Origin of the sequence: Shewanella sp. 10B (genome assembly GCF_023475885.1) — a bacterium.
GTDB lineage: Bacteria > Pseudomonadota > Gammaproteobacteria > Enterobacterales > Shewanellaceae > Shewanella > Shewanella mangrovisoli.
The window spans coordinates 524,264-544,122 of sequence record NZ_JAMDJO010000001.1 but is presented as its reverse complement, the minus strand read 5'-3'; the positions used below and the strand labels follow the sequence as shown (position 1 = coordinate 544,122).

The window sequence follows — 19,859 nt, the reverse complement described above, 5'->3', positions numbered from 1 at the left end:
AAAATCAGTACAAAGAGCCGTGCCAAGGCACGACTCTTTAGGATATTCATTACTGATTTTGCGACCAGAGACCGACCTTATTGCCTTCGCTATCCACGAACAGGGCGATATAACCACAACCGCCATCCTTGATAGGCGTCACAGGCAATAGCATAGTCACATTGGCGGCCACGAGTTTATCCACTAAAGGTTGCAATTGCGCGCTAAAATGCAGGTATACAGTGCTACCGTCCATCGACGGTTTGCTCATGCTACATTTAACCAGACCAATGCTGGCGGCGCCTTCTTCCTCTGTTACGAGCGTCGCGTATTGCATGTCTTCCATATCGTCACGCTTAAATTCAACGCCGAAATGTTGTTGATAAAAAGCGATGGCACGATCCATATCACTGACAGGAATTTCACCCCAGACTAACGGTGCAATTGATAACATTTTCACTTTCTCCTTGTTGAAAAATGCCGATGATTCATCATGTTATAAATGTGATTCACCAGCGGACGACAACAAGAATAAAACAAGGCTACTGACAACATCATGTCAGTAGCCTTTGAGTGAAGCTGATTTTATTGAGTGCACTAAAAGCGCTTATTTAGGTAGGCTCGCCTGATGAGCTGAAATAAACGCCTCCATCGCCTGAGTTGCCCGTGCTTGGGCGCTGGCTAAGGTGTCTTGCGCCGTCATAGGCTCGACCACCTCGTAATAACACTTGATTTTAGGCTCAGTGCCTGACGGCCGTACTATCACCCGCGCGCCATTGGCTAAGCGGTAGGTTAATACATCACTGGCGGGCAGATTGATTTTCTCGACCTTGCCATCGGCAAAGCGACGCTCTAACGCCTTGAGATCATCGGTCGACACTACGGCATGTTCACCAATTGCCAACGGCGGATGTTCACGCAGATAGGCGCCGATATTAGGCGTGTCGGGTTTTAAGGCAATGCTGACTTGGGCATTGAGATGGAAACCCTGTTCACGGTAAATCTGCTCAAGTCGATCCCAAATGCTTTGCCCTTTAGCGGCGAGCTCGGCGGTTAATTGGGCAAAGGCGACGAGAGCTGACAGGCCGTCCTTATCCCACACCATGTTACCGACGGTGTAACCCAGCGCCTCTTCGTAGGCAAACAGGAATTGATTATCAGGCTGACTCTGCGCAATCCCCACATTCATCAGCCATTTAAAACCAGTGAGCGTGGTATAACTTTCAACCCCAAAGCCTTTGGCGATTTTAGATAATAGACTGGAGGACACAATAGTAGTGCCCACCAGTCGTTGGTCTTTCGCGGCATGGCTTAACAGATAATGGCCAAAGAGCACACCCACTTGGTCGCCCGTTAGCATTTGATACTCGCCATCATCCTTACGTACAGCAACCGCAAATCTGTCGGCATCGGGGTCATTGGCGCAGGCGAGCATGGCACCATGCTTTTTCGCTTCGGCTATGACTAAGTCCATCGCACCCTTTTCTTCCGGATTCGGGAAATTAACCGTTGGGAAATCCCCATCGGGTTCGCGCTGCGCCGCCACCGAATACACTTGGGTAAAACCCGCATCCTTGAGCACGGTTTCAGCCATTTCAGCACCCACTCCGTGCATCGCGGTATAGGCAAGACTGACTTTTTCGGGCGCGGTGTTATTTTGCAGCACATTGGCATGCATCACACCGCGGCGATAGGTTTCGTAATAATCGTCCTGCAACCAGATAAGCTTGCCCTGTTTGGTCGCCTCCACCTGATCCATAAACGGAATAGCTTGAGTTGCCGCCAGCTCAATTTGAGCGGCGATACCTGAGTCATGGGGCGGGATAATCTGCGCGCCGTTTTCCCAATACACTTTGTAGCCATTGTATTGTGGCGGGTTATGGCTGGCGGTCACCACAATACCGGCGGCGGCATTAAAATGCTTAACCCCAAAGGCCACCAACGGCGTTGGCGCCACTTTGGCGGTGAGGCGCACCTTAATGCCCATCGCGGTGAGCACACTGGCGGTATCATGGGCGAAAGTGCGTGAATCGTGGCGGCCATCGTAACCAATCACGACTCCGCGCTCGGCAGCATCTTTAATTTGTTCGAGTAAATAGGCACCAAGCCCAGCAGACGTTTGGCGGATCACTAGGCGATTCATGCCCATAGGACCTGCGCCCACCACACCGCGTAATCCGGCGGTTCCAAATTCTAAACGTCCCGCAAAACGTGCTTCGAGTTCGGCGTCATTTCCTGCGTCGATTAAGGCTTGCAGTTGTGCCTGAGTGCGGGGATCTGGGTCATTTTCGAGCCAATGCTTAACCTGTAATTGCAAATGGGTATTCATAGGGGGCCTCAGTGAAAATCATTTTCAATCACCTTAGGAAAATCCATGCCGAAGAACAAGCGAATTTGCACTTTTCGCAACGGATTTAAGTGTAAAGAGGGAGAGTGTAACGAACTTAGGAGAAGTGAAGTCACGCAAAAATGCGATTTATTAACCCTGTTAATCCTTATGCAACAGAGGCTGTCTAACTTGCGCAGCCGCGCGCTGTGGTGCTGCGAAAGCACTCACCACCTCAAGCAAAATTGCACAGATAAATGCCACGAATTGCCGTCTTAACGCAGTAAATTAATCGACACTACGTTAGAAAACAGCTCCTTTTCAGAGTCCTGCTCCAATTGATTGCGCCAAGGTTTATCGAAAACCCGCACAAGATAGTAAGTATCGCGCCCAGTGTCTGTCACAAAGGCGATGCCGAAACGCATCAACTCGTAGTGAATATCATGGACAAACACCAATGAAAAATTTTGGCGCCCGGTCAGCTGATTGATATCTTCTCGGGTTAAACTCACGCCCTTTTCAACACCCTCGAAGCGATTCTTTAGCCAATGGGCGAATTCTTTCGCACTCACCATAGACATGATCTTTCTCCTCGTACGACCCTAGGCAATAACGGCCTGGCTCGCTGTCATTTGTTCGATTATTTGTAATGATGGCGTGGCGTAATGCTCAACATCTTAGAATGAGCCAAACTGTCGCCCCATTCCGGCAGATTATGAGCTAAACCACAAATTTGATGGTGCTAATAATTTATTGTTATTAGTACAAAAGTGATGAAAACAGACTCTTTATATTTGGCTCAGTGCGCTGTTATGCGAACGATTACTCAGGTAGAAAGGAAGCCTGAACCAAACGTCTGTCTATACGAAAAATAGAACAGTTTGCGCACTTTTACCAAACCTAAAAACCGCAAATAGAAATTATTTCATCGGCCAATAACCTAGGCAATTCACAATCCATCTTTGGGATGACCGAATAAAAACTGGCGCACTATGGCGCCAGTTTTAGATAGAAAAACATTAACTTACTTCTGCTCGCGCGTCTTCCACAGGGAGAATAATACCCCCGCCAGCAAGAGGCCGAAGGTGACGCCAAGGGATAAGGCTGTTGGGATTTTAAAGTCCACAATGCCTTCGTGATTAAAGTATACCAGTCCGACTTTTACGCCGATAAATACCAACACCACCGACAACGCATACTTGAGGTACTCGAAACGATGCACCATAGCCGCGAGGGCGAAATACAATGCCCGCAGACCTAAAATAGCAAAGATATTAGAGGTATAGACGATAAAGGGATCTTGGGTAATCGCAAAAATTGCCGGGATACTGTCCACCGCAAACACCAGATCCGCGGTTTCGACTAATATCAACGCCAAGAATAGAGGCGTTGCCCACCAGCCTTTGCTGAGTTGATGCTCCTCTCCCCTTACCCAAAACTTCTCTTGATGAAGGCTTGGCGTAAAACGCATTTTGGAGCGTAACCATTTGTAAAACTTATTATCTTGGATATCTCCATGCTCATCATCGGAAAAGAGCATCTTAATACCAGTGAAAATCAAGAACAGGCCGAATAACACCAACACGCCTTGGTATTGCGCTACCAGCGCCGCGCCTAGACCAATCATAATGGCACGTAGCACGATAACGCCCATGATCCCCCAGAATAACACTCGGTGTTGATACAAACGGGGAATGCCTAAGCTACTGAAAATAAGCGCGATAACGAAGACGTTATCCATAGATAAGGATTTTTCGATAAGGTAACCCGTGAGGTATTCCATCCCCGCAGTCGAGCCCTTATACCACCATAACCAAGCGCCGAACAACAGACCCATACAAATATAAAAGGCCGATAATTTAAGGCTCTCTGCCACGGTAATTTCGTGCTGCTCTTTGTGTAGCACACCTAAGTCGAAGGCTAACAATGCCAACACAAAGCCAAAAAACATTAACCAAACCCATATCGGGTAACCCACAAATAGCGTGGTTAAAAACTCCATAACACTCCCTAAAACCTAAAAAAATACCGAGTTTTCTCGGCTCCATCGCCATATTCGATCTTAGTACTTGGCGATACCAAAAACAGTGAAACAGGGTAAAAACCTTAAAATGTCAGATTAAAATTTGTTTAAATCCATACTTATCAGCCAAAAAAACTCGTTACACGAACCCTTATCATCAGAGTATTTATGGTACTCAGTTCAGATTTAAGCCTAGCCCTAACACTCACGGGATCACGGAGTAAAATAATCGCGTGAGCTCATCACTCATCACGCCTCAGCACCAATCGACAGTATTTTTCGCTAAGACGATAAAAAGCGAGCTGTTTCAGCGCACTGTGTAACACTTGAGCATTAAGCGAAAATGAAAAAGTTCGCGGGCAAGCATGGCCGTTTGAAATAGTGTAAATGGCGAGTGTGACCGCTCACCACAAAGGATAAAAAGGAGATTCGATGGGAAGTGAAAAACTACTCACGCCCGAGCAGACGGCGCGCGACTAATACCACAAGATGCAGTAACAACAGGCCACTAAAGGCTAAGCAGAAAAACAGTAAGGCGATGGAGTTGACCTCTCGAGGAGCGTCACTGTAGAGATACCACCACAAAGGCCAACCGATAAGCGATAGCAGCGTCAACTGCCACATGCAGCGTTTACAGCGACCTATTTTTTGCCTAAAAATTGACGTTTTACATTCACCACAACTCATAATATTCCCTAACTATAGAGTGAATTCCTGTAATGCAACTGAAAAAGTAAATATACACAAAACACTTATCAAATACACAATGCATGTATCATCTCAAACAATGATACAGTAGAAATATTTTGAAAGAGGTAAATAGTCATTGATTAATAATCAAACGACACTAAATAACTGACCATATATGTTTAGAATAATCGTTTGCTGCACTCGTGCTGTTTCTAAGAGTAGTATTGAGTTCACATCCTAGTCTGAGCCTTGCCACGTCTGACTCTGCCACCAAATTGTGGTAACGCTTGACACTGCAAGATTTTCGGCATGATATATCGCACAATTAGGATCAGTTATTATCTGAATTCTGAGTTTAACTTTTCTAACACTGAACCATACCAAAATTTTCCCAACAAAACATAAAACTATGTACAATTAAGCAGAAAAATAGTATAAAAATTTATCAAATATGCCTACCTTACAAAAATCACTAAAATAGGGAAACTTAATGAATTTTTCAAATGACATAATTCTTACTATAGATTTAATATTTATCGAAGCTAAATTAGATAACGAATCTTTTTCATACTTGAGCACGTTAAAATCGGCTTATGAACAGATTGATGAGTACAATAAAGAACAAGTGATACAACACTATCTTACAAATCAACCACCGATAGACAACTTAAATGCCTTGTACTTCTTTTTATTTGACTTAACAAAAAACTCTAGATTTTTAGAAAAAATTATCAATTCATGCCCACCAAACATGTCACCTCAAAGCTTTTACGAGATATATTGGAATATTGGAAATCGTTTATTTACAAACTCAACCCCGGTTAATACAACATCATTAAGAAATATCTTTAAAAATTTATCTAATGACATGAATAATTGGTTAAAACTATATAAATATAAAAACAAAAAAAATGTTAATCAGGTTAAAAACATTGTCATATTAAGTCCACAAATTCTTGGAATGAGACATTCCCCAACCAGAGAATCTTTCAACATTGCATGCCACTTAGAAACTTATCATAATTGTAATGTAACAATCATTAATTCAAATGGATTCAACTATCACAATACTCTTGGATTAATAAACCCCACAGGATTTAATGTCAATAAAGATTTAAATGGAACATCAGAGCTAAATATTAACTATATGCAATTTAAAGATAAGAAAATTAAAATAATATCTATTGAGAAACAGATGATGTCATCAAGAAAGGTATTAGATATTTTAGACACTCTTAAATCATTAGATACAGATGCAGTTATTTCACATGGTGAAAATCTTTTAGTTCAGGAGGCTATATTTGGAATTTACCCATCGATATTTGCAACCACTGGTGGTGTAGTCCCATTTGCACACTGCGATAGCTATTTTGTTCCTGGGAGCCTTTTCGATGATAACCATAGAGAGCTAGCATCTAAATATGAACATAATGACTTTATGCTCGAGAATATGTTGGTCACTCCAGAGGGAAAGGCTGACATTCCCGCCTCAAAAGAAAAATTGGGTCTGGATAATAATTCTTTCATTTATTTAGTAGTAAGCACTAGGATGGATAGAGAAGTAACCCCTGAGTTTATCGAAATTTGCAACGGTCTTATTAAAAGCAACGAAAATGCACATATTATTTTCTCTGGTACAGACAGTTTTAGTCTTTCAAGTAATTTTGACGCTGAATTAATTGATAGAAAAAAAGTGATAAACATTGGATTTCAAGATGACTTAGCATCTGTTTGTTTGATGGCTGATGTTTATTTGAATCCTAAAAGAATTGGTGGAGGCACAAGCTCTCAAACAGCAATAATAAATGGCTTACCCGTAGTGACATTAAACTATGGGCATATAAGTAACATAGTCCCAGAGGAACGTAGATTTAGCAATTGGAAAGAATATATGCAGTATGCACTTGAACTACAGAATGATAATTTCTTACAATCTGAAACTAATTTATTCTCCTCTCATTTCCATACAAACATGAATAGTCAATTACAAATTGAAAAAATATATAACAAACTGTGTGACATTGCGATAAGAAAATACTCTTAGTCAGTAAATGGAATGCGTTTAATCAATCAAATTTAAACGCATTCATTTTTACATTTCTATTTAATAATCAAACATCTATAACGAAGCTTTTAATCGACATATACCTTGGTCTATTGTCACCAGTGTACGATAACCTAAATCTCGTTTTGCCGCGCTGATATCGAAATAATGGCTACAGGAAAGCTGTTTAGCGACAAAGCGCGTCATGATCGGCTCTTCTTGCTTATTCAGCAGTCGATACGCCGTTTCTAACACAGCGCCCACCACATAGGCTAGGGTCTGTGGCACGCGCGCGGTCACAGGCGGCAACCCATCGCAGGCTAGGATGAGGTTCAGCATCTTGGCCATAGTCACAGGCTCGTCGTTACTGACAAAATAGGCTTTGCCTTGGCACTTAGGCGAGACTTGGCAAAGCTCCACGGCCGCCAGAATATGGGCATAGGCGGCATTATCGATATAAATGGTATCGACCAGTTTATCCTCACGCCCCACCAGCTTGAGCTTACCTAAACGACCGCGGGCGAGCACCCGAGGTACAAGGTGCGGATCATTAGGCCCCCAAATCAAATGCGGCCGCAGGGCGACGGTCTTTAACGCATACGCCGACGCGGTTATCGATGCTTGATTGGCATCGAGCATCATCTTCTCGGCAATCGCCTTGGAGTGAGCATAATAATTTAAAAAGCGGCTGGCGTAGGGCGTCGATTCATCGATTCCCGATTCATCCTCGCCCGCAAAGGTCACGCTAGGAGTGCTGGTATAGACTAATTTACTGATTTTAAGCGCTTTACAAGCGGCAATCACATTAGCGGCACCCTTCACATTGGGGCAAAAATAACTATCCCTGTCGCCCCAGACACCCGCTTTTGAGGCCACATGGAACACGATATCGCAGCCCTGCATCGCCTGTTTGACTTGCTCAGGATTGGCTAAATCCCCCTGCACCATAGTCACACCAAGAGCTTCAAGCTCAGGATAATGGCCACGGGCAAACCCAGTGACCTTAATCCCAGCCGCGACCAAACGTAGGCAAATGGCCTTACCCAAAAATCCGCCCGCGCCGGTCACAAAGGCATGGCTGACCTTAGCCGCCAAGGCATGAAGCGCGGCTTGCTCACGCGGGTCAAAGCCTGCTTGAGCCAGGTTATCGCCACGGCCAGTTTGTGTCGCATCGGCTTGGAGAACAGCTGGATTGTCAGTCATATCGCATTCCGTGACAGTGAGTGTCATCTTAGTATTCAATTCAGTGATTAAGTGCAACAAGGCACCACTCGCGGCAAAACGTGCCACGAACAAACGGTCGAAAGTTCGACCCTATTTAAGTTAAAAATGAGCTAAATTGAAATCAGCCTTTGGTTTGCGATTGCGCCCAAACGGCTAATTTTTCTCTAAATATTTTGGCATTGTGGCGCACATCCACGGGGAAATCGGGATGAATGAGAAAACGCCGAATCCCCTGAGTTTGGCTATACTGCTCGGCAATCGCCATCAACTCTTGATAAAGCTGTGCGCTCTTATTGCACACCAAGGATTGGTCCAGCTCAATGCAGATGAGAGGTTCAATCTCACTTGCGCCACCTTGGCGCTTCACCTTGATCCCCACTAACGCCGAACGCTTCACATTCGGATGGGTATTAAAAATACGCTCACTCGGAATGGAATAGTAACGTTTAATACACTGCCCACCTTGGGTGGCATCGACTCTATGGGCTTTGCGGCCACACATCCACAACAGGCCGCTGTCGTCCAGATAGCCAAGATCGCCCATTCTATGCCTGAAAGTTTGCTGCTCACGGTCCCATATTTTGGCCGCCGTCGTTGCCGTTTCGCGGCGATAATAGGACTGGCTCACCATAGGGCCTGTTACCACTATTTCGCCAATGTCCCCCGCGTTAAGGCGCAGGCCATTATCCCACTCAGGAATATCAGCTTCAGTGATGGCAATAATCTCGATACTGACGCCATCGATGGCGCGGCCGACACAAATCCCACCGCCATTGTCCGTGGTTTGAGTCGTGGTAAATAGCTCATCGCTGGCGATCATGCTGATAGGTAAGGATTCTGTAGCGCCGTAGGAATTGAGTACAGGCACGCCGTCGCTGAGCATTTTGCTAAAACGGGCAATCGAGGCAATGGTCGCGGGCGCCCCTGCGGAAATCACGCGTTTCACACTGCTGAGTTTGTGCTGCTTTTTCGATTCAGTTTGCTCACCGGCGCGGCCTAAACGCTCCAGCAAAGCTGGATTAACAAAGATATTGCTGCATTGGTATTTCTCAATGGCGGCAAATAAAAATTCAGGATTGGCCGTGATAGGTTTGCTGGCATCCATTTCAGGCACAATCGATGCCATACCGAGCGCCGGACCAAAGAGGGAAAATAGCGGGAATGTCGCTAAATCACGCTCGCCATGTGCAATGCCATAATCCTGCTTTAGTGCCTGAATTTGCGCCTCGAACATGCCGTGACTATAGACAACCCCCTTCGGCGTACCCGTGCTACCGCTGGTAAAGAGAATCGCCGCCATCTCGTCATGCTCGAGCAGCGCCATCGGGTACTCGCCCTGTTCCGGCAATTTCGCCGCAAATGACTGAGTTGTGGATGCCTTAGCTGTTGATAAGAGCATCGACGCTAAACTTGGCGCCCCCGTGAGTAAGCGCGATAACATGCCAGCAAGCCCGCTGGGATTACCATCCACATTGATAAGATGCTTAACGCTGCCCTTGCCCCAGCCTAATAAGCGTCTAGCGATATGGGCTTTAGGGATACCGATAAAGGCATCGGGCGCGGCTTCAATAAAACATTGCTTAAGGTTTTTAATCCCCATGCCCGGGTCAACCAGTACGGGAATAATCCCCGCCTTGAACAAGGCGAAAGTTAACGCAAAAAAATCCAGACTCGGGGTGACCATCAGCACCGCCTTCATCCCCCGCGTCAGCCCATGGGCATTGAGTGCGAAGGCGATGGCATCGCTTTGTTTATCGAGGCTAATAAAGTCGAGTTCTTGGTAAGTCAGATTGGCAAGGGATTTACCCTTGCCCTGCTGCACCGCAACCGCGAGATGATGGGGAATGTGATGGGCGGCCTGCTTTAAATGCCGACAGATATTGGCATCGCTTGCTTGCTCGACGCTAGATATCCCATGGCCGAGCTGCGCATCCTCCACCCTAGCCATTAATGTGCGGCCTGTGGTGCTTGAGTCTCAGCCTCAGGCTCTGTGACCCGCACCGTTTCAACGGACTGCACTTCTGGCTCAGGCGTTTGCGCCTCAGCCATAAAGTGTTTGATATGGGTAATCACCTCATCGCTCGCATCTTCGAGGATATAGTGACCACAATCGGCAAATTCATGCACTTGTGCATGGGGCATATGTTCGCGCCATTTGGCTAAAAAGTGCTTATCGAACACAAAGTCCTGTAATCCCCAGCAAATCAGTGTCGGCACCTTGGCAAACTTTGGCAGACTCGCGGCAATATCCGACACCAGTTGATAGTTTCTGTCACCCGGTTTTAGCGGAATATCCTGCACAAAACGCAGGGTCGAAATGCGATTTGCCCATGAGTTAAACGGCGCGACATAGGCCTCACGGATGTACTTGGACATCGGCTGACGCTTTACCCCAACGTAGGAGGCAATCGATGAAAAGGCATTAAAACCACGCACTAATACGGTGCCGAGTAGCGTATTGCGGCAGATCCACAGCGCCAGCGGTAAAGGCTTAGTCTCGGGTAAATGGAAGGCGCCAGTATTTAAAATCACCAGACGTTTAATTCGCTCAGGGTAACGCGCCGCGTAGCCCATGCCTATCATGCCGCCCCAGTCGTGGACGACTAAGGTAATGTTTTCGTTTACCTTTAGGCTATCGAGCAGCGCCTCTAAATCATCAATACGATTCTTAAGGGTGTAATCGTAACCGCTGTCATCCGGCTTATCCGACAGGCCACAACCAATATGGTCTGGCACGATACACTGGTGAGTATCCTTAAGGGCACTCACGAGATTACGGTAATAAAAACTCCAACTTGGATTACCGTGCACCATGACGACAGGCTCACCTTGGCCTTCATTGATGTAATGCAGCTTGTTGCCATTACGGCTAAGAAAATGACGTTTAAACGGCAACAGAGTGTCTAACATGACGCTTCCTATCTTTTGTTCTAATTGTTTTTGTATTGGTAGCCTGTGCAGGTAAATTCGCCTTTACCTCTGCTCATCGCTAATGCCCATCGCTAAACCAATAAGCATAAAAATGCCCTAGCAAACCTTGCTCTCAAGCGTCGGCTAAGGCAGATAACAATCTTGGAAAACTACCACTTAATACCCAGCATCATGCAGTTCAAACCACTGCCAATGCCTAAAAAGCTCACCTGATCCCCTGGGCGTAAAAAGCCTTGATCGTGTGCCATGGCCGCCGTGACGGGTAAAGAGACTGTGCCCATATTGCCAAGCAGTTGATATGTTGGGAATTCTTTTTCAGGCGGAATATTTAACGCACTCAAGACCTGTTTACGGTTTGAGGCGCCGACCTGATGACAGATCACTTTATCGACCTGCTCGACCAACCAATTTCGCTGAGCAAGGAAATGCTCCCACGTGTGTTTTGCCAGCTCGACCCCTTCTTTGAGCAAGGTCACCGCATCGGTACGCATAAACTCACGGTAAATATTGTGCCCTACTTCCTGCAAGCCCCACTGACACAGTTGGTGATGCTGCGGCGCAGATAAATGGGAGGCGCCAAGCAGCTGATGCTTACGCACATTCGTCAGCGGTAAACTGCCATCGGTGAGGATCACCGCCACCGCGCCAGAGCCGCCAGTTAAGGTCGCCAGCGACTGAGCAAAATTCTGCATGGTCGGGTCGGCCAGCATATTATCAATGGTCACATCGACAATATCCCGCGCCGATTCGCAGGACACCACCATGCCCGCCTTAATTTGGCCAAGCTCAATGCGGTTGGCAATGTCTAAAATGCCCGATAACACCCCAAGACAGGCGTTGCTGATATCGTAAATCGCCGTGTCCTTCGACACACCTAAGGCCGCCGCAATCCGGCAGGCGGTGGCGGGTTCGTGCTGATCACGGCACACGCCGGTGTACACCACTGCGCCCAGTTCGGCGACTTCTATTCCCGTTTCTGCTATCGCCTTGTGCGCCGCTTTAATCGCTCCATCGGATAATTGATGCCCTTTAGGCCACCAACGGCGTTCGGTAATGCCCGTTAACGCCGCAAGTTGCCCCATAGGAATGCGAAATTTTTGATATAGAGGCGCGAGGCGAGATTCTAGCTCGCTACTGGAAACCACCACAGGTGCCAGTTCATAGGCAAGGCTATTAATAAATACGCGGGAATATTTCATGAAACTGTTTTATTCGCTCACTAAGATCACTGATCTTTTAGGTCAGTTTTTAGTTGTTATTTGTCATTAAGGCGACATTTGAACAAGAAAAGCCCGATGATTCAATAAAAAACCATCTTTCGTCTTAAACTTGTCTCACAGAGCTTATAAGCCCTTGTGCTGATCATGCCGCCTGTCCGTTAATTCAAAATGAACTAATAAAGAAATACTTCATAAAAAACAGGCAAGTATGGCCTCATTATTCAGATTATTTTTCAATCGCTCGATTTTTGCGCCAAAATCAGCGCATTTCGCGGCGTCACGCTAGTTGCACAAAATTCCCTCAGGCTTACCCGATAGCCACTTTCCTGCAAAAAACAGCAGCGATCGAGAATTAACCATAGCTCCAGCGGACGGCGGAATAAATGCGCGGCCAAATCGATGCGCCGGGTTAATCTTTGTCGCTGTTTGCCTATCTCGAGCCAAGCGTCAAAATCACAATCCGCGGCTAAGGTAACCGTCTTTTGCGCCGCCGCCCAATGGCAAAACTCGGCAAACTCGCCACTCAACTGGCTTTGCTTTATTGCGGGCAAGGGTAGATAAGCATCTATACCACGGCAACTTCGCTGCAGCGCATCAAACCCCAGCCGCCAGGCGATTTCCTGATGTCGCAGCGCCTGCTGCTTGGGATTGGCGATCACGCTCTGTTGTAAAGGCAATTGCAAGTCATGGCGAGTTAAATGCAGGGCGCTGTCTTTGGCGAGTGTCGATAGGCCTTGATATTGATTAGCTTGAATTAAATGGTAGCAGCAAGGTGAAATCGCCAGTGCCTGAGTGCCCGCCGCTGCGGCCAATTTCAGTAATCGCACATGCAAATCGCCACAGGCATGCAGCGCCACCGCCTGTTGCTGGGCGCAAAAAGGATTGGTTTGATGAGCGGTATTTTCGTGGGCATTATCTTCGATAGCAAAGGCATCGGCGCAGATAAAGCGCTGTGATAACTGCCATTTATCGGCAAAGACTTGGCCCTCTTCACAGAGCATCGCCTGCCACTCGAGGCTTAACACATCTACACCACGTGCCTTGGCAATCAAACGGCCCAAGTGCCCTTTACCCGCACACCACTCGAGCACGGGCAATCCCGCATCGGGCAAATGCTGCACAAAGGCAGTGATCTGCTCCCACTTACGGCCTTTTATATGGGCGCTAAAGTGGGCCATTTCAGTAAGAGCAATACGAGGTGAAGTAGCAGTTTCATTATCGTCAGAGCCAATATCTGAACCACTATCTGAACCTATATCTGAATCAATATCTGAGCCCTGCGAAAGTTCAGCAAAGGATAATGTGAGTAAAGACAGATCCCAGTCTAAGCCTAACGCGGCAAGATCCTGCGTGAGTGCGGGCGATAAGGCATCGACTAACGCCGATTGCTCGGCATCCAAAGTATCGAGTACGGCATCATCAAGCGCCCAAAGGGTATTTGCTAGCCTTGGGAATTGCGCCGCCCAAGGCAGTGCTTTTGCCTCGAAGGCGCGCACTTGCCAGAGGGCACAGCTCTGCTCAAGTAGGTTATCTAATTGGATAAAGTGCGCCTCGAGTGTGTTCTGACTGTCACTATTACAGTTGCCGAGCTTATGATTATCGCGCTTAATTGCCATGCTAAATTTGCTTTACTCTGATGTGTTCCATTTGACTATTTTATTGGGCTTAGCCGTCAAGCCTTCGATTCGTCGAACTTTCACTACCGTGATGTTGTAAACGGTGCTGTTTTGTTTAAAAGCACTATTCTGAAAATAGTGCCGTTATTTAGCCTTTACGAATATTAAGGTGCATTTCACTTAATATCGCTGCCCAAATGGCGCCTAAAGCTGCTAGTATCGCCACAATTTTTGTCAGCCTGTTTTACTCGCTGGCAAGCATGGGAAATACGCCTTAACGCAGCAGCCTTAACGCTGCGACTTCACCCATTGAACCCGATAACGAAAACGAGTTAAGAGGAAAACTATGCTCTCCCCCTGCGTCGCCCGCTGCGGCTTAAATGATGAAGATTATTGCATGGGCTGTTTTCGCCATATCGATGAGATTGTTGCTTGGCGCGACGCCAGCGATGCAGAACACGCCGCGATTATCGCGCAACTTCCCGCCCGCAAAGCCCATTTCGAAGGCGGCGAAAATCAACAGGTGCTAAGCCGCGCCAAATGGCAGGAAGCCGAGGCACGACTTGCGAAAAAAGCCTGAAAATTTCAGGCCTTTTACTGTTATCGCTACTTTTTCATCATCGCCTTTAAATCGGCAAAGGGATTATAGGTCGCCGCCGCTTGCTTGGTTTCGGTGGTGCTACCGTAGCGGATCAGTTCTTCGAAGCGTGAATGCTCATTATCGTGGCAATACAGGCACAATAATTCCCAATTCGAGCCGTCGGATGGATTGTTATCGTGGTTGTGATCTCTGTGGTGAACCGTCAACTCGCTTAAGTTTTTTGAGGTAAATTCGCGGGTACAGCGGCCACAGATCCAAGGATACAATTTGAGCGCCTGCTCGCGGTAACCGCCCTCACGTTTGGCACGGTATTCGCGCTCTTGGGCTAAGACTTGATCTAACTTACTCTGGCCTGGATTTGCTGACATGCTCACACCTAACTGATGACCCCTAAAAAAGTGCCCCAAGGATAATCCGAGTTATTCCTTGGGGCAATATTTCTGACACGCAAAGCGTTTAGGCGACATGTCCTTGGTCGGCATTGGACAAGTGCAAATAATGCAGGTATTTCTCGTATTGGGTGACCACATCCGCCAATAGCTGCTCTTCGGTATAGCCCATCACGTCATAGTGCTGGCCGCCCTGCTCTAAGTACACTTCGGCGCGATAATACCAATTGTTGCCCTGCTCTAACTCTTCACCGACCGGATTGACGATTTCAAAGCAGCGCATTCGCACACCGTATACGAAGGGTTGATAGGCTTCGTTGCTGATCACCAATCGCACTTTGCCGTCGAGATACTCAAGATCCGCCGTAAGTCCCTTGCTCATAAATTGCTGACACACCTTAGATAACGCCGGTGTCGCGACATTATTGAGGAAGATACGCGCCTCATCTTCGGTGGGATGCGAGACTAAGACTTCGATACGCTCCTCCCAACTGATATTGGTCTTAGCATATTGCACACTGGTGGTATGGAGCTGCACGCTGTTGATCTTAAGCCAATCGTCCTTCAGCGCCTTATACAGCCCTAAACACATCAGCAGCATCACACATAAAAATGGCATCGCACTGGCAATAGCGGCGGTTTGGAGCGCCTGTAAACCACCCGCAAGCAGCAGTACCGAGGCCACCACGCCCTGCAGCAATGCCCAAAACACCCGTTGCCAGACGGGCGCATTGTTATCGCCCCCCGAGGTCAGGTTGTCGATTACTAAGGATCCCGAGTCTGATGAGGTCACAAAAAAGGTCACCACTAAACAAATCCCAATGCCCGATAACAGATGCGGGAATGGCATATGTTCAAAAAACACAAACAGAGCCACGGGCACATTGGTATTCACCGCTTCGCTCAGGTAGGTCGCGCCTTGGTTCATAATGGCGTCGATGGCCGAGTTACCAAATACCGTCATCCATAAAAAGGTCAGCGCCGAAGGCACAAATAAAATGCCGACTAAGAACTCACGTATGGTACGGCCGCGACTCACCCGCGCAATAAAGGTGCCGACAAAAGGTGACCAGGAGATCCACCAGCCCCAGTAGAGTAGCGTCCAACCGCCAAGCCAATCCTCCTTATGCTGATAGGCGTACAAATTAAAGGTTTTATTAACGATATCACTCAGATAACTACCGGTATTTTGCACAAAGGCCTGCAACAACATCACCGTTGGGCCAAGGATTAACACAATCAACAGCAGAATAAGGGCCAAGCCTAAGTTAAGCTCACTTAAGCGCTTCACCCCTTTATCGAGCCCCGAAAATACCGACAGAGTAGCGAGTAAGGTAATGCCAATAATCAGCGACACTTGCACCGTGGTGTTATTAGGCAATTGCTCGAATAAATAGCTTAGCCCCGAGTTAACCTGCAACACCCCAAACCCTAGGGAAGTCGCGACCCCAAACATTGTCCCCAATACAGCAAAGGTATCGACGCAGTGGCCAATCGGACCATGAATACGCTCACCGATTAAGGGATAGAGTGCGCTGCGGGGTAACAGTGGCAACTTATGGCGATAGGCAAAATAGGCCAAACTCAGGGCAACCACCCCGTAAATCGCCCACGCATGTATGCCCCAATGGAAGAAAGTAATCTTCATCGCTTCTTTGGCGGCGGCCAAACTCTCAGGCGTTGCATCGGGCGGCGCCAAGTAATGCATCACGGGTTCGGCAACGCCGAAAAACATCAGTCCAATCCCCATCCCCGCCGAAAACAGCATGGCAATCCAGCTCTTATAGCTATAATCGGGCACAGCATGGTCGGGGCCGAGCTTAATATCGCCAAAGCGACTGACCATGACAAAGATGATAAAAATCAGAAAAATCGCCACGCCAAGGATATATAACCAGCCCGCTTTGGCTTCTAGCCACGACTGCATGGATTTGAAAAAGTGATTGGCCTCGGTGGGCCAAATGGCGCAGATCATCACCATTAAGGTGATAAAAAAGACCGACGAATAAAAAACCGGTGGATTAATACTCGACTTGATAGACATAAAACTCCCTTGTTCTAGCCAGTTCCCTATTAAAATCCCTTCGATTTTGAAGAGATAGCTCAATAATAGATAACTCTAGCCTCAGCAGTATGTGATCAGGATGAAATATGCACAAATAATCCATGACAAGGGCTCGCGGTCGGCAATTCCTTGTGATGTCATACTCATGTTGAAAACGCTTCCCCAGTTCCCCGTTTGCTCGACGCTTTTGCTGAATAGCAAAGGCGGTAAACGGTTGGCTCGATAAACAGCTAAACCGCTGCTGTGCAATGCGCTTTAAGAAACTATCAGACTCTCAAAGACAGTGAGCATCGACACCATGCGAGCGAATCGCAGGGTTCAACCTCAATGGCGACATAATGCATATAAGCGGTTCGATATTCGTGATATCGAGAGTGAGGAATGCAAAGCGCGATTAGCGGCTAACGGTTAACCAGTAGCAAATATCGACTCGGCCTTGCTTAAGCTCTACTGGATTGTCTTCGAACAGAGACCACATGCTGTCGAAAACTGACTCAATAGAGACACAGATAATGCTAAACAGCTACCGCTGAATTAGCATAAAAAATGGCGACCTATTAAGTCGCCACCGGATTGTATCACAAAAATGTATCTATTTGACGCAAAAAACTAACGCAAAAACCAAAACCCACTTATTCGGCTTTAGTTTTTACCGTTGCCGCGCCCGGCGTTTGCGAGATCCCCGCCGTTAAATTGAAGCGCATCGCCTCTTCAAAAGACCAATCCACTAAAATCAAATCTTCACGTTTGACGAGACTCGTCACCCCCGCCATTTGGTAACTGAGTTGGAATAACACTGGCACCCAATCCCCTTCGGGTAAGGCATCGAGCAATGGCTGTGGCGGCGTATCCGTCATAATAAAGCCCACCACAAACCCGCCATTAGCCTGTTTAACCAACACGGTTTGCTGAGTATTGGGTTTTCCCTCACGGTTCATTAAAGAAGCGATATCACGGATACTGCCATAGACAGATTTAAACAGCGGAAAACGCATCAGCTGACGTTCAATCCAGCCATAGAGCCACACAATAGGACTCACCGAAAACAACAGCCCCACGGCAAACACTATGGCCACGACTAAGATAAAGCCCGCGCCGACAAAATGTTGGTTAATCCCTACCAACTCTAAAATAAAAATCCCTAAACCATCTAACGATACAAACAATGACCAAAACAACCACAGGCTTAACGCCATCGGCAGCAGGTTCATCAAACCACGGGCTAAGGTTTTCTTCATTACAATCTCATCAAATCCAATGGGATAAAAAAAGGCATAAATTATTTACGCTAAAAAGCGCGTTAAATGCTACCACAGAGTCACTTTTGCACCAGCACTTGATGTAAGGTAAGGCGCAGAGAACACCAAACCGCTACAGCATCGAGGGAAAGAAAATGCGCGTGACCCGCCTAGACCATTTAGTGTTAACCGTGAAAGATATCGAGGCCAGCGTCGACTTTTATCAACGCGTGTTAGGGATGAAAAAGTCCATCTTTGGTCAGGGCCGTATCGCCTTAAGCTTTGGCGATCAAAAAATCAATCTGCACCAAGCAGGCGCTGAATTTGAACCTAAAGCAAACCTTGCCACGCCCGGCAGTGCCGATCTCTGCTTTGTGGTCAGCCACAATATCGAAGAAGTGATCAACCACTTAAACAGCCTTGAAGTTGCAATTATTGAAGGCCCAGTACTGCGCACTGGCGCTACAGGCCGGATTAACTCCGTATATATCCGCGATCCCGATTTGAATCTATTAGAACTATCCGAATATCTGCCCGCCTGCGCGCTATAAACCCAACGCGCTCAAATGTCGGTGCACCTTGGCAGGCGGGATAACGCGAGCCCTAGTTAAAGTGCAATTTCACAAACTCGATAAACAACCGCACCCGCATGGGGAGATGGTCGCGGTCCCGATATAACATGGACAAGGTTCGGGCTTTGCTACTCCAGTCAGGGAGGACATGATTTACTTCCCCCTGCGCTATCATAGGTAGCGCAAAATAATCCGGCACGTACCCGATACCTATTCCTGTTTTGATAGCGTGGGTCAGTAGCATCAGTTCATCTACCTCCAGCCTGACGCCCTTGTTCGGGTGATAATCAAACTCTTCGCCAGTGGTTTTGTGCACCAATTGCCAAGGTATCATAGGGCGGCAAATGATGGTTGGGTGACCGCATAACTTGTCTGGCGTAGTGATGCTCGAAATGTCGTAGTCAGGGTGAGAGCACAAAATAAAGTGAATCTGTTTTAACGGTCTAGCAATCCAGTTTTCCACCACTGGATTGCCCACTCTAAACGCCACATCCATGCCTTCCGCTTCAATATCGATAAGCGAGTTTGAAAAGCTCAAATCCAACTGAATATCGGGATATTGCAGCAAAAAATCATAGAAAATCGACCGCAGGAAATGAGTGCCAGAATTGATGGGCGCGGAAATACGGATTTTCCCCTGTGGCTGATATTTATCCCGATGCAAGTCTTCATCAATATTATTGAGTTCATCAAACAAGGCTACTGAGCGCTCAAAATACTGCTCACCAATGCTGGTTAAGATAACGCGGTGAGCGTCTCGATTGAGCAATCTTAGTTGCAAATCGGTCTCTAGCTGGCGGATACGACGACTCAAGGTGGAGAGCGGCATACCTAAGGATTGGGCGGCCTCCTTAAAGCTTCCTGAGCGAGCCACAGCACAAAAACAGCGCAGATCGTCCAACGAATAGTTAGGTTTCATTATTGGCATTTACCGTCTTACT

17 protein-coding genes are annotated in these 19,859 nt (G+C 47.1%); 3 read left to right on the top strand and 14 right to left on the bottom strand.

The window, feature by feature from the left end:
• Positions 1-49 precede the first annotated feature (49 nt).
• The 5 genes from M0415_RS02235 to M0415_RS02215 form a co-directional block, all read right to left on the bottom strand.
• Positions 50-433, bottom strand: a complete 384-nt coding sequence (locus tag M0415_RS02235; protein WP_109285291.1) for a VOC family protein — start codon at positions 431-433, stop codon at positions 50-52.
• A 153-nt stretch (positions 434-586) separates the two neighbouring features.
• Complete coding sequence (locus M0415_RS02230; RefSeq protein ID WP_249555827.1) at positions 587-2,308, bottom strand: phospho-sugar mutase; 1,722 nt, start codon at positions 2,306-2,308, stop codon at positions 587-589.
• A gap of 272 nt (positions 2,309-2,580) precedes the next feature.
• Positions 2,581-2,886: a hypothetical protein gene (locus tag M0415_RS02225; protein WP_011717591.1), complete on the bottom strand. Its 306-nt coding sequence runs from the start codon at positions 2,884-2,886 to the stop codon at positions 2,581-2,583.
• Positions 2,887-3,329: 443 nt separating this feature from the next.
• Positions 3,330-4,307: a TerC family protein gene (locus M0415_RS02220; protein WP_011717593.1), complete on the bottom strand. Its 978-nt coding sequence runs from the start codon at positions 4,305-4,307 to the stop codon at positions 3,330-3,332.
• A 468-nt stretch (positions 4,308-4,775) separates the two neighbouring features.
• Positions 4,776-5,015, bottom strand: a complete 240-nt coding sequence (locus tag M0415_RS02215; protein WP_069454657.1) for a DUF3624 domain-containing protein — start codon at positions 5,013-5,015, stop codon at positions 4,776-4,778.
• 493 nt (positions 5,016-5,508) lie between these two features.
• Between M0415_RS02215 and M0415_RS02210 the strand changes: the two genes are divergently transcribed.
• Positions 5,509-7,062: a glycosyltransferase family protein gene (locus tag M0415_RS02210; protein ID WP_249555828.1), complete on the top strand. Its 1,554-nt coding sequence runs from the start codon at positions 5,509-5,511 to the stop codon at positions 7,060-7,062.
• A 75-nt stretch (positions 7,063-7,137) separates the two neighbouring features.
• Here the strand turns inward: M0415_RS02210 and oleD are convergent, their stop codons facing one another.
• The 5 genes from oleD to M0415_RS02185 all read right to left on the bottom strand — a co-directional run bounded on the left by oleD (position 7,138) and on the right by M0415_RS02185 (position 14,053).
• Complete coding sequence (gene oleD / locus M0415_RS02205) at positions 7,138-8,265, bottom strand: 2-alkyl-3-oxoalkanoate reductase (RefSeq protein WP_249555829.1); 1,128 nt, start codon at positions 8,263-8,265, stop codon at positions 7,138-7,140.
• A 142-nt stretch (positions 8,266-8,407) separates the two neighbouring features.
• Positions 8,408-10,234: an olefin beta-lactone synthetase gene (gene oleC / locus M0415_RS02200; RefSeq protein WP_249555830.1), complete on the bottom strand. Its 1,827-nt coding sequence runs from the start codon at positions 10,232-10,234 to the stop codon at positions 8,408-8,410.
• The gene (locus M0415_RS02195; RefSeq protein WP_249555831.1) at positions 10,234-11,196 is read right to left on the bottom strand and encodes an alpha/beta fold hydrolase; all 963 of its coding nucleotides are present in this window, start codon (positions 11,194-11,196) and stop codon (positions 10,234-10,236) included. The genes oleC and M0415_RS02195 overlap by 1 nt, the downstream gene beginning before the upstream one ends.
• 170 nt (positions 11,197-11,366) lie before the next feature.
• A complete protein-coding gene (locus M0415_RS02190) occupies positions 11,367-12,416 on the bottom strand; it encodes a 3-oxoacyl-ACP synthase III (RefSeq protein ID WP_011717598.1) in 1,050 nt (349 codons plus the stop codon).
• Between the two features lie 254 nt (positions 12,417-12,670).
• Positions 12,671-14,053, bottom strand: coding sequence for a methyltransferase (locus M0415_RS02185; RefSeq protein ID WP_249555832.1), 1,383 nt, complete (start codon positions 14,051-14,053; stop codon positions 12,671-12,673).
• A 346-nt stretch (positions 14,054-14,399) separates the two neighbouring features.
• On the opposite strand from M0415_RS02185, the gene M0415_RS02180 reads away from it, so the two are divergent.
• Complete coding sequence (locus tag M0415_RS02180) at positions 14,400-14,633, top strand: DUF1289 domain-containing protein (RefSeq protein ID WP_249555833.1); 234 nt, start codon at positions 14,400-14,402, stop codon at positions 14,631-14,633.
• Positions 14,634-14,659: 26 nt separating this feature from the next.
• On the opposite strand, the gene M0415_RS02175 is transcribed toward M0415_RS02180, so the two are convergent.
• The 3 genes from M0415_RS02175 to M0415_RS02165 all read right to left on the bottom strand — a co-directional run bounded on the left by M0415_RS02175 (position 14,660) and on the right by M0415_RS02165 (position 18,346).
• Positions 14,660-15,022 carry a YajD family HNH nuclease gene (locus M0415_RS02175; protein ID WP_011717601.1) on the bottom strand — a complete coding sequence of 121 codons (363 nt, stop codon included), beginning with the start codon at positions 15,020-15,022 and terminating at the stop codon, positions 14,660-14,662.
• Positions 15,023-15,110: 88 nt separating this feature from the next.
• Positions 15,111-17,087: a BCCT family transporter gene (locus M0415_RS02170; protein ID WP_011717602.1), complete on the bottom strand. Its 1,977-nt coding sequence runs from the start codon at positions 17,085-17,087 to the stop codon at positions 15,111-15,113.
• A 653-nt stretch (positions 17,088-17,740) separates the two neighbouring features.
• A complete protein-coding gene (locus M0415_RS02165; RefSeq protein ID WP_011717603.1) occupies positions 17,741-18,346 on the bottom strand; it encodes a DUF502 domain-containing protein in 606 nt (201 codons plus the stop codon).
• 155 nt (positions 18,347-18,501) lie between these two features.
• On the opposite strand from M0415_RS02165, the gene M0415_RS02160 reads away from it, so the two are divergent.
• The gene (locus M0415_RS02160; RefSeq protein WP_086904539.1) at positions 18,502-18,897 is read left to right on the top strand and encodes a VOC family protein; all 396 of its coding nucleotides are present in this window, start codon (positions 18,502-18,504) and stop codon (positions 18,895-18,897) included.
• A 52-nt stretch (positions 18,898-18,949) separates the two neighbouring features.
• On the opposite strand, the gene M0415_RS02155 is transcribed toward M0415_RS02160, so the two are convergent.
• Positions 18,950-19,846, bottom strand: a complete 897-nt coding sequence (locus M0415_RS02155) for a LysR family transcriptional regulator (RefSeq protein ID WP_249555834.1) — start codon at positions 19,844-19,846, stop codon at positions 18,950-18,952.
• Between the last annotated feature and the right edge of the window lie 13 nt (positions 19,847-19,859).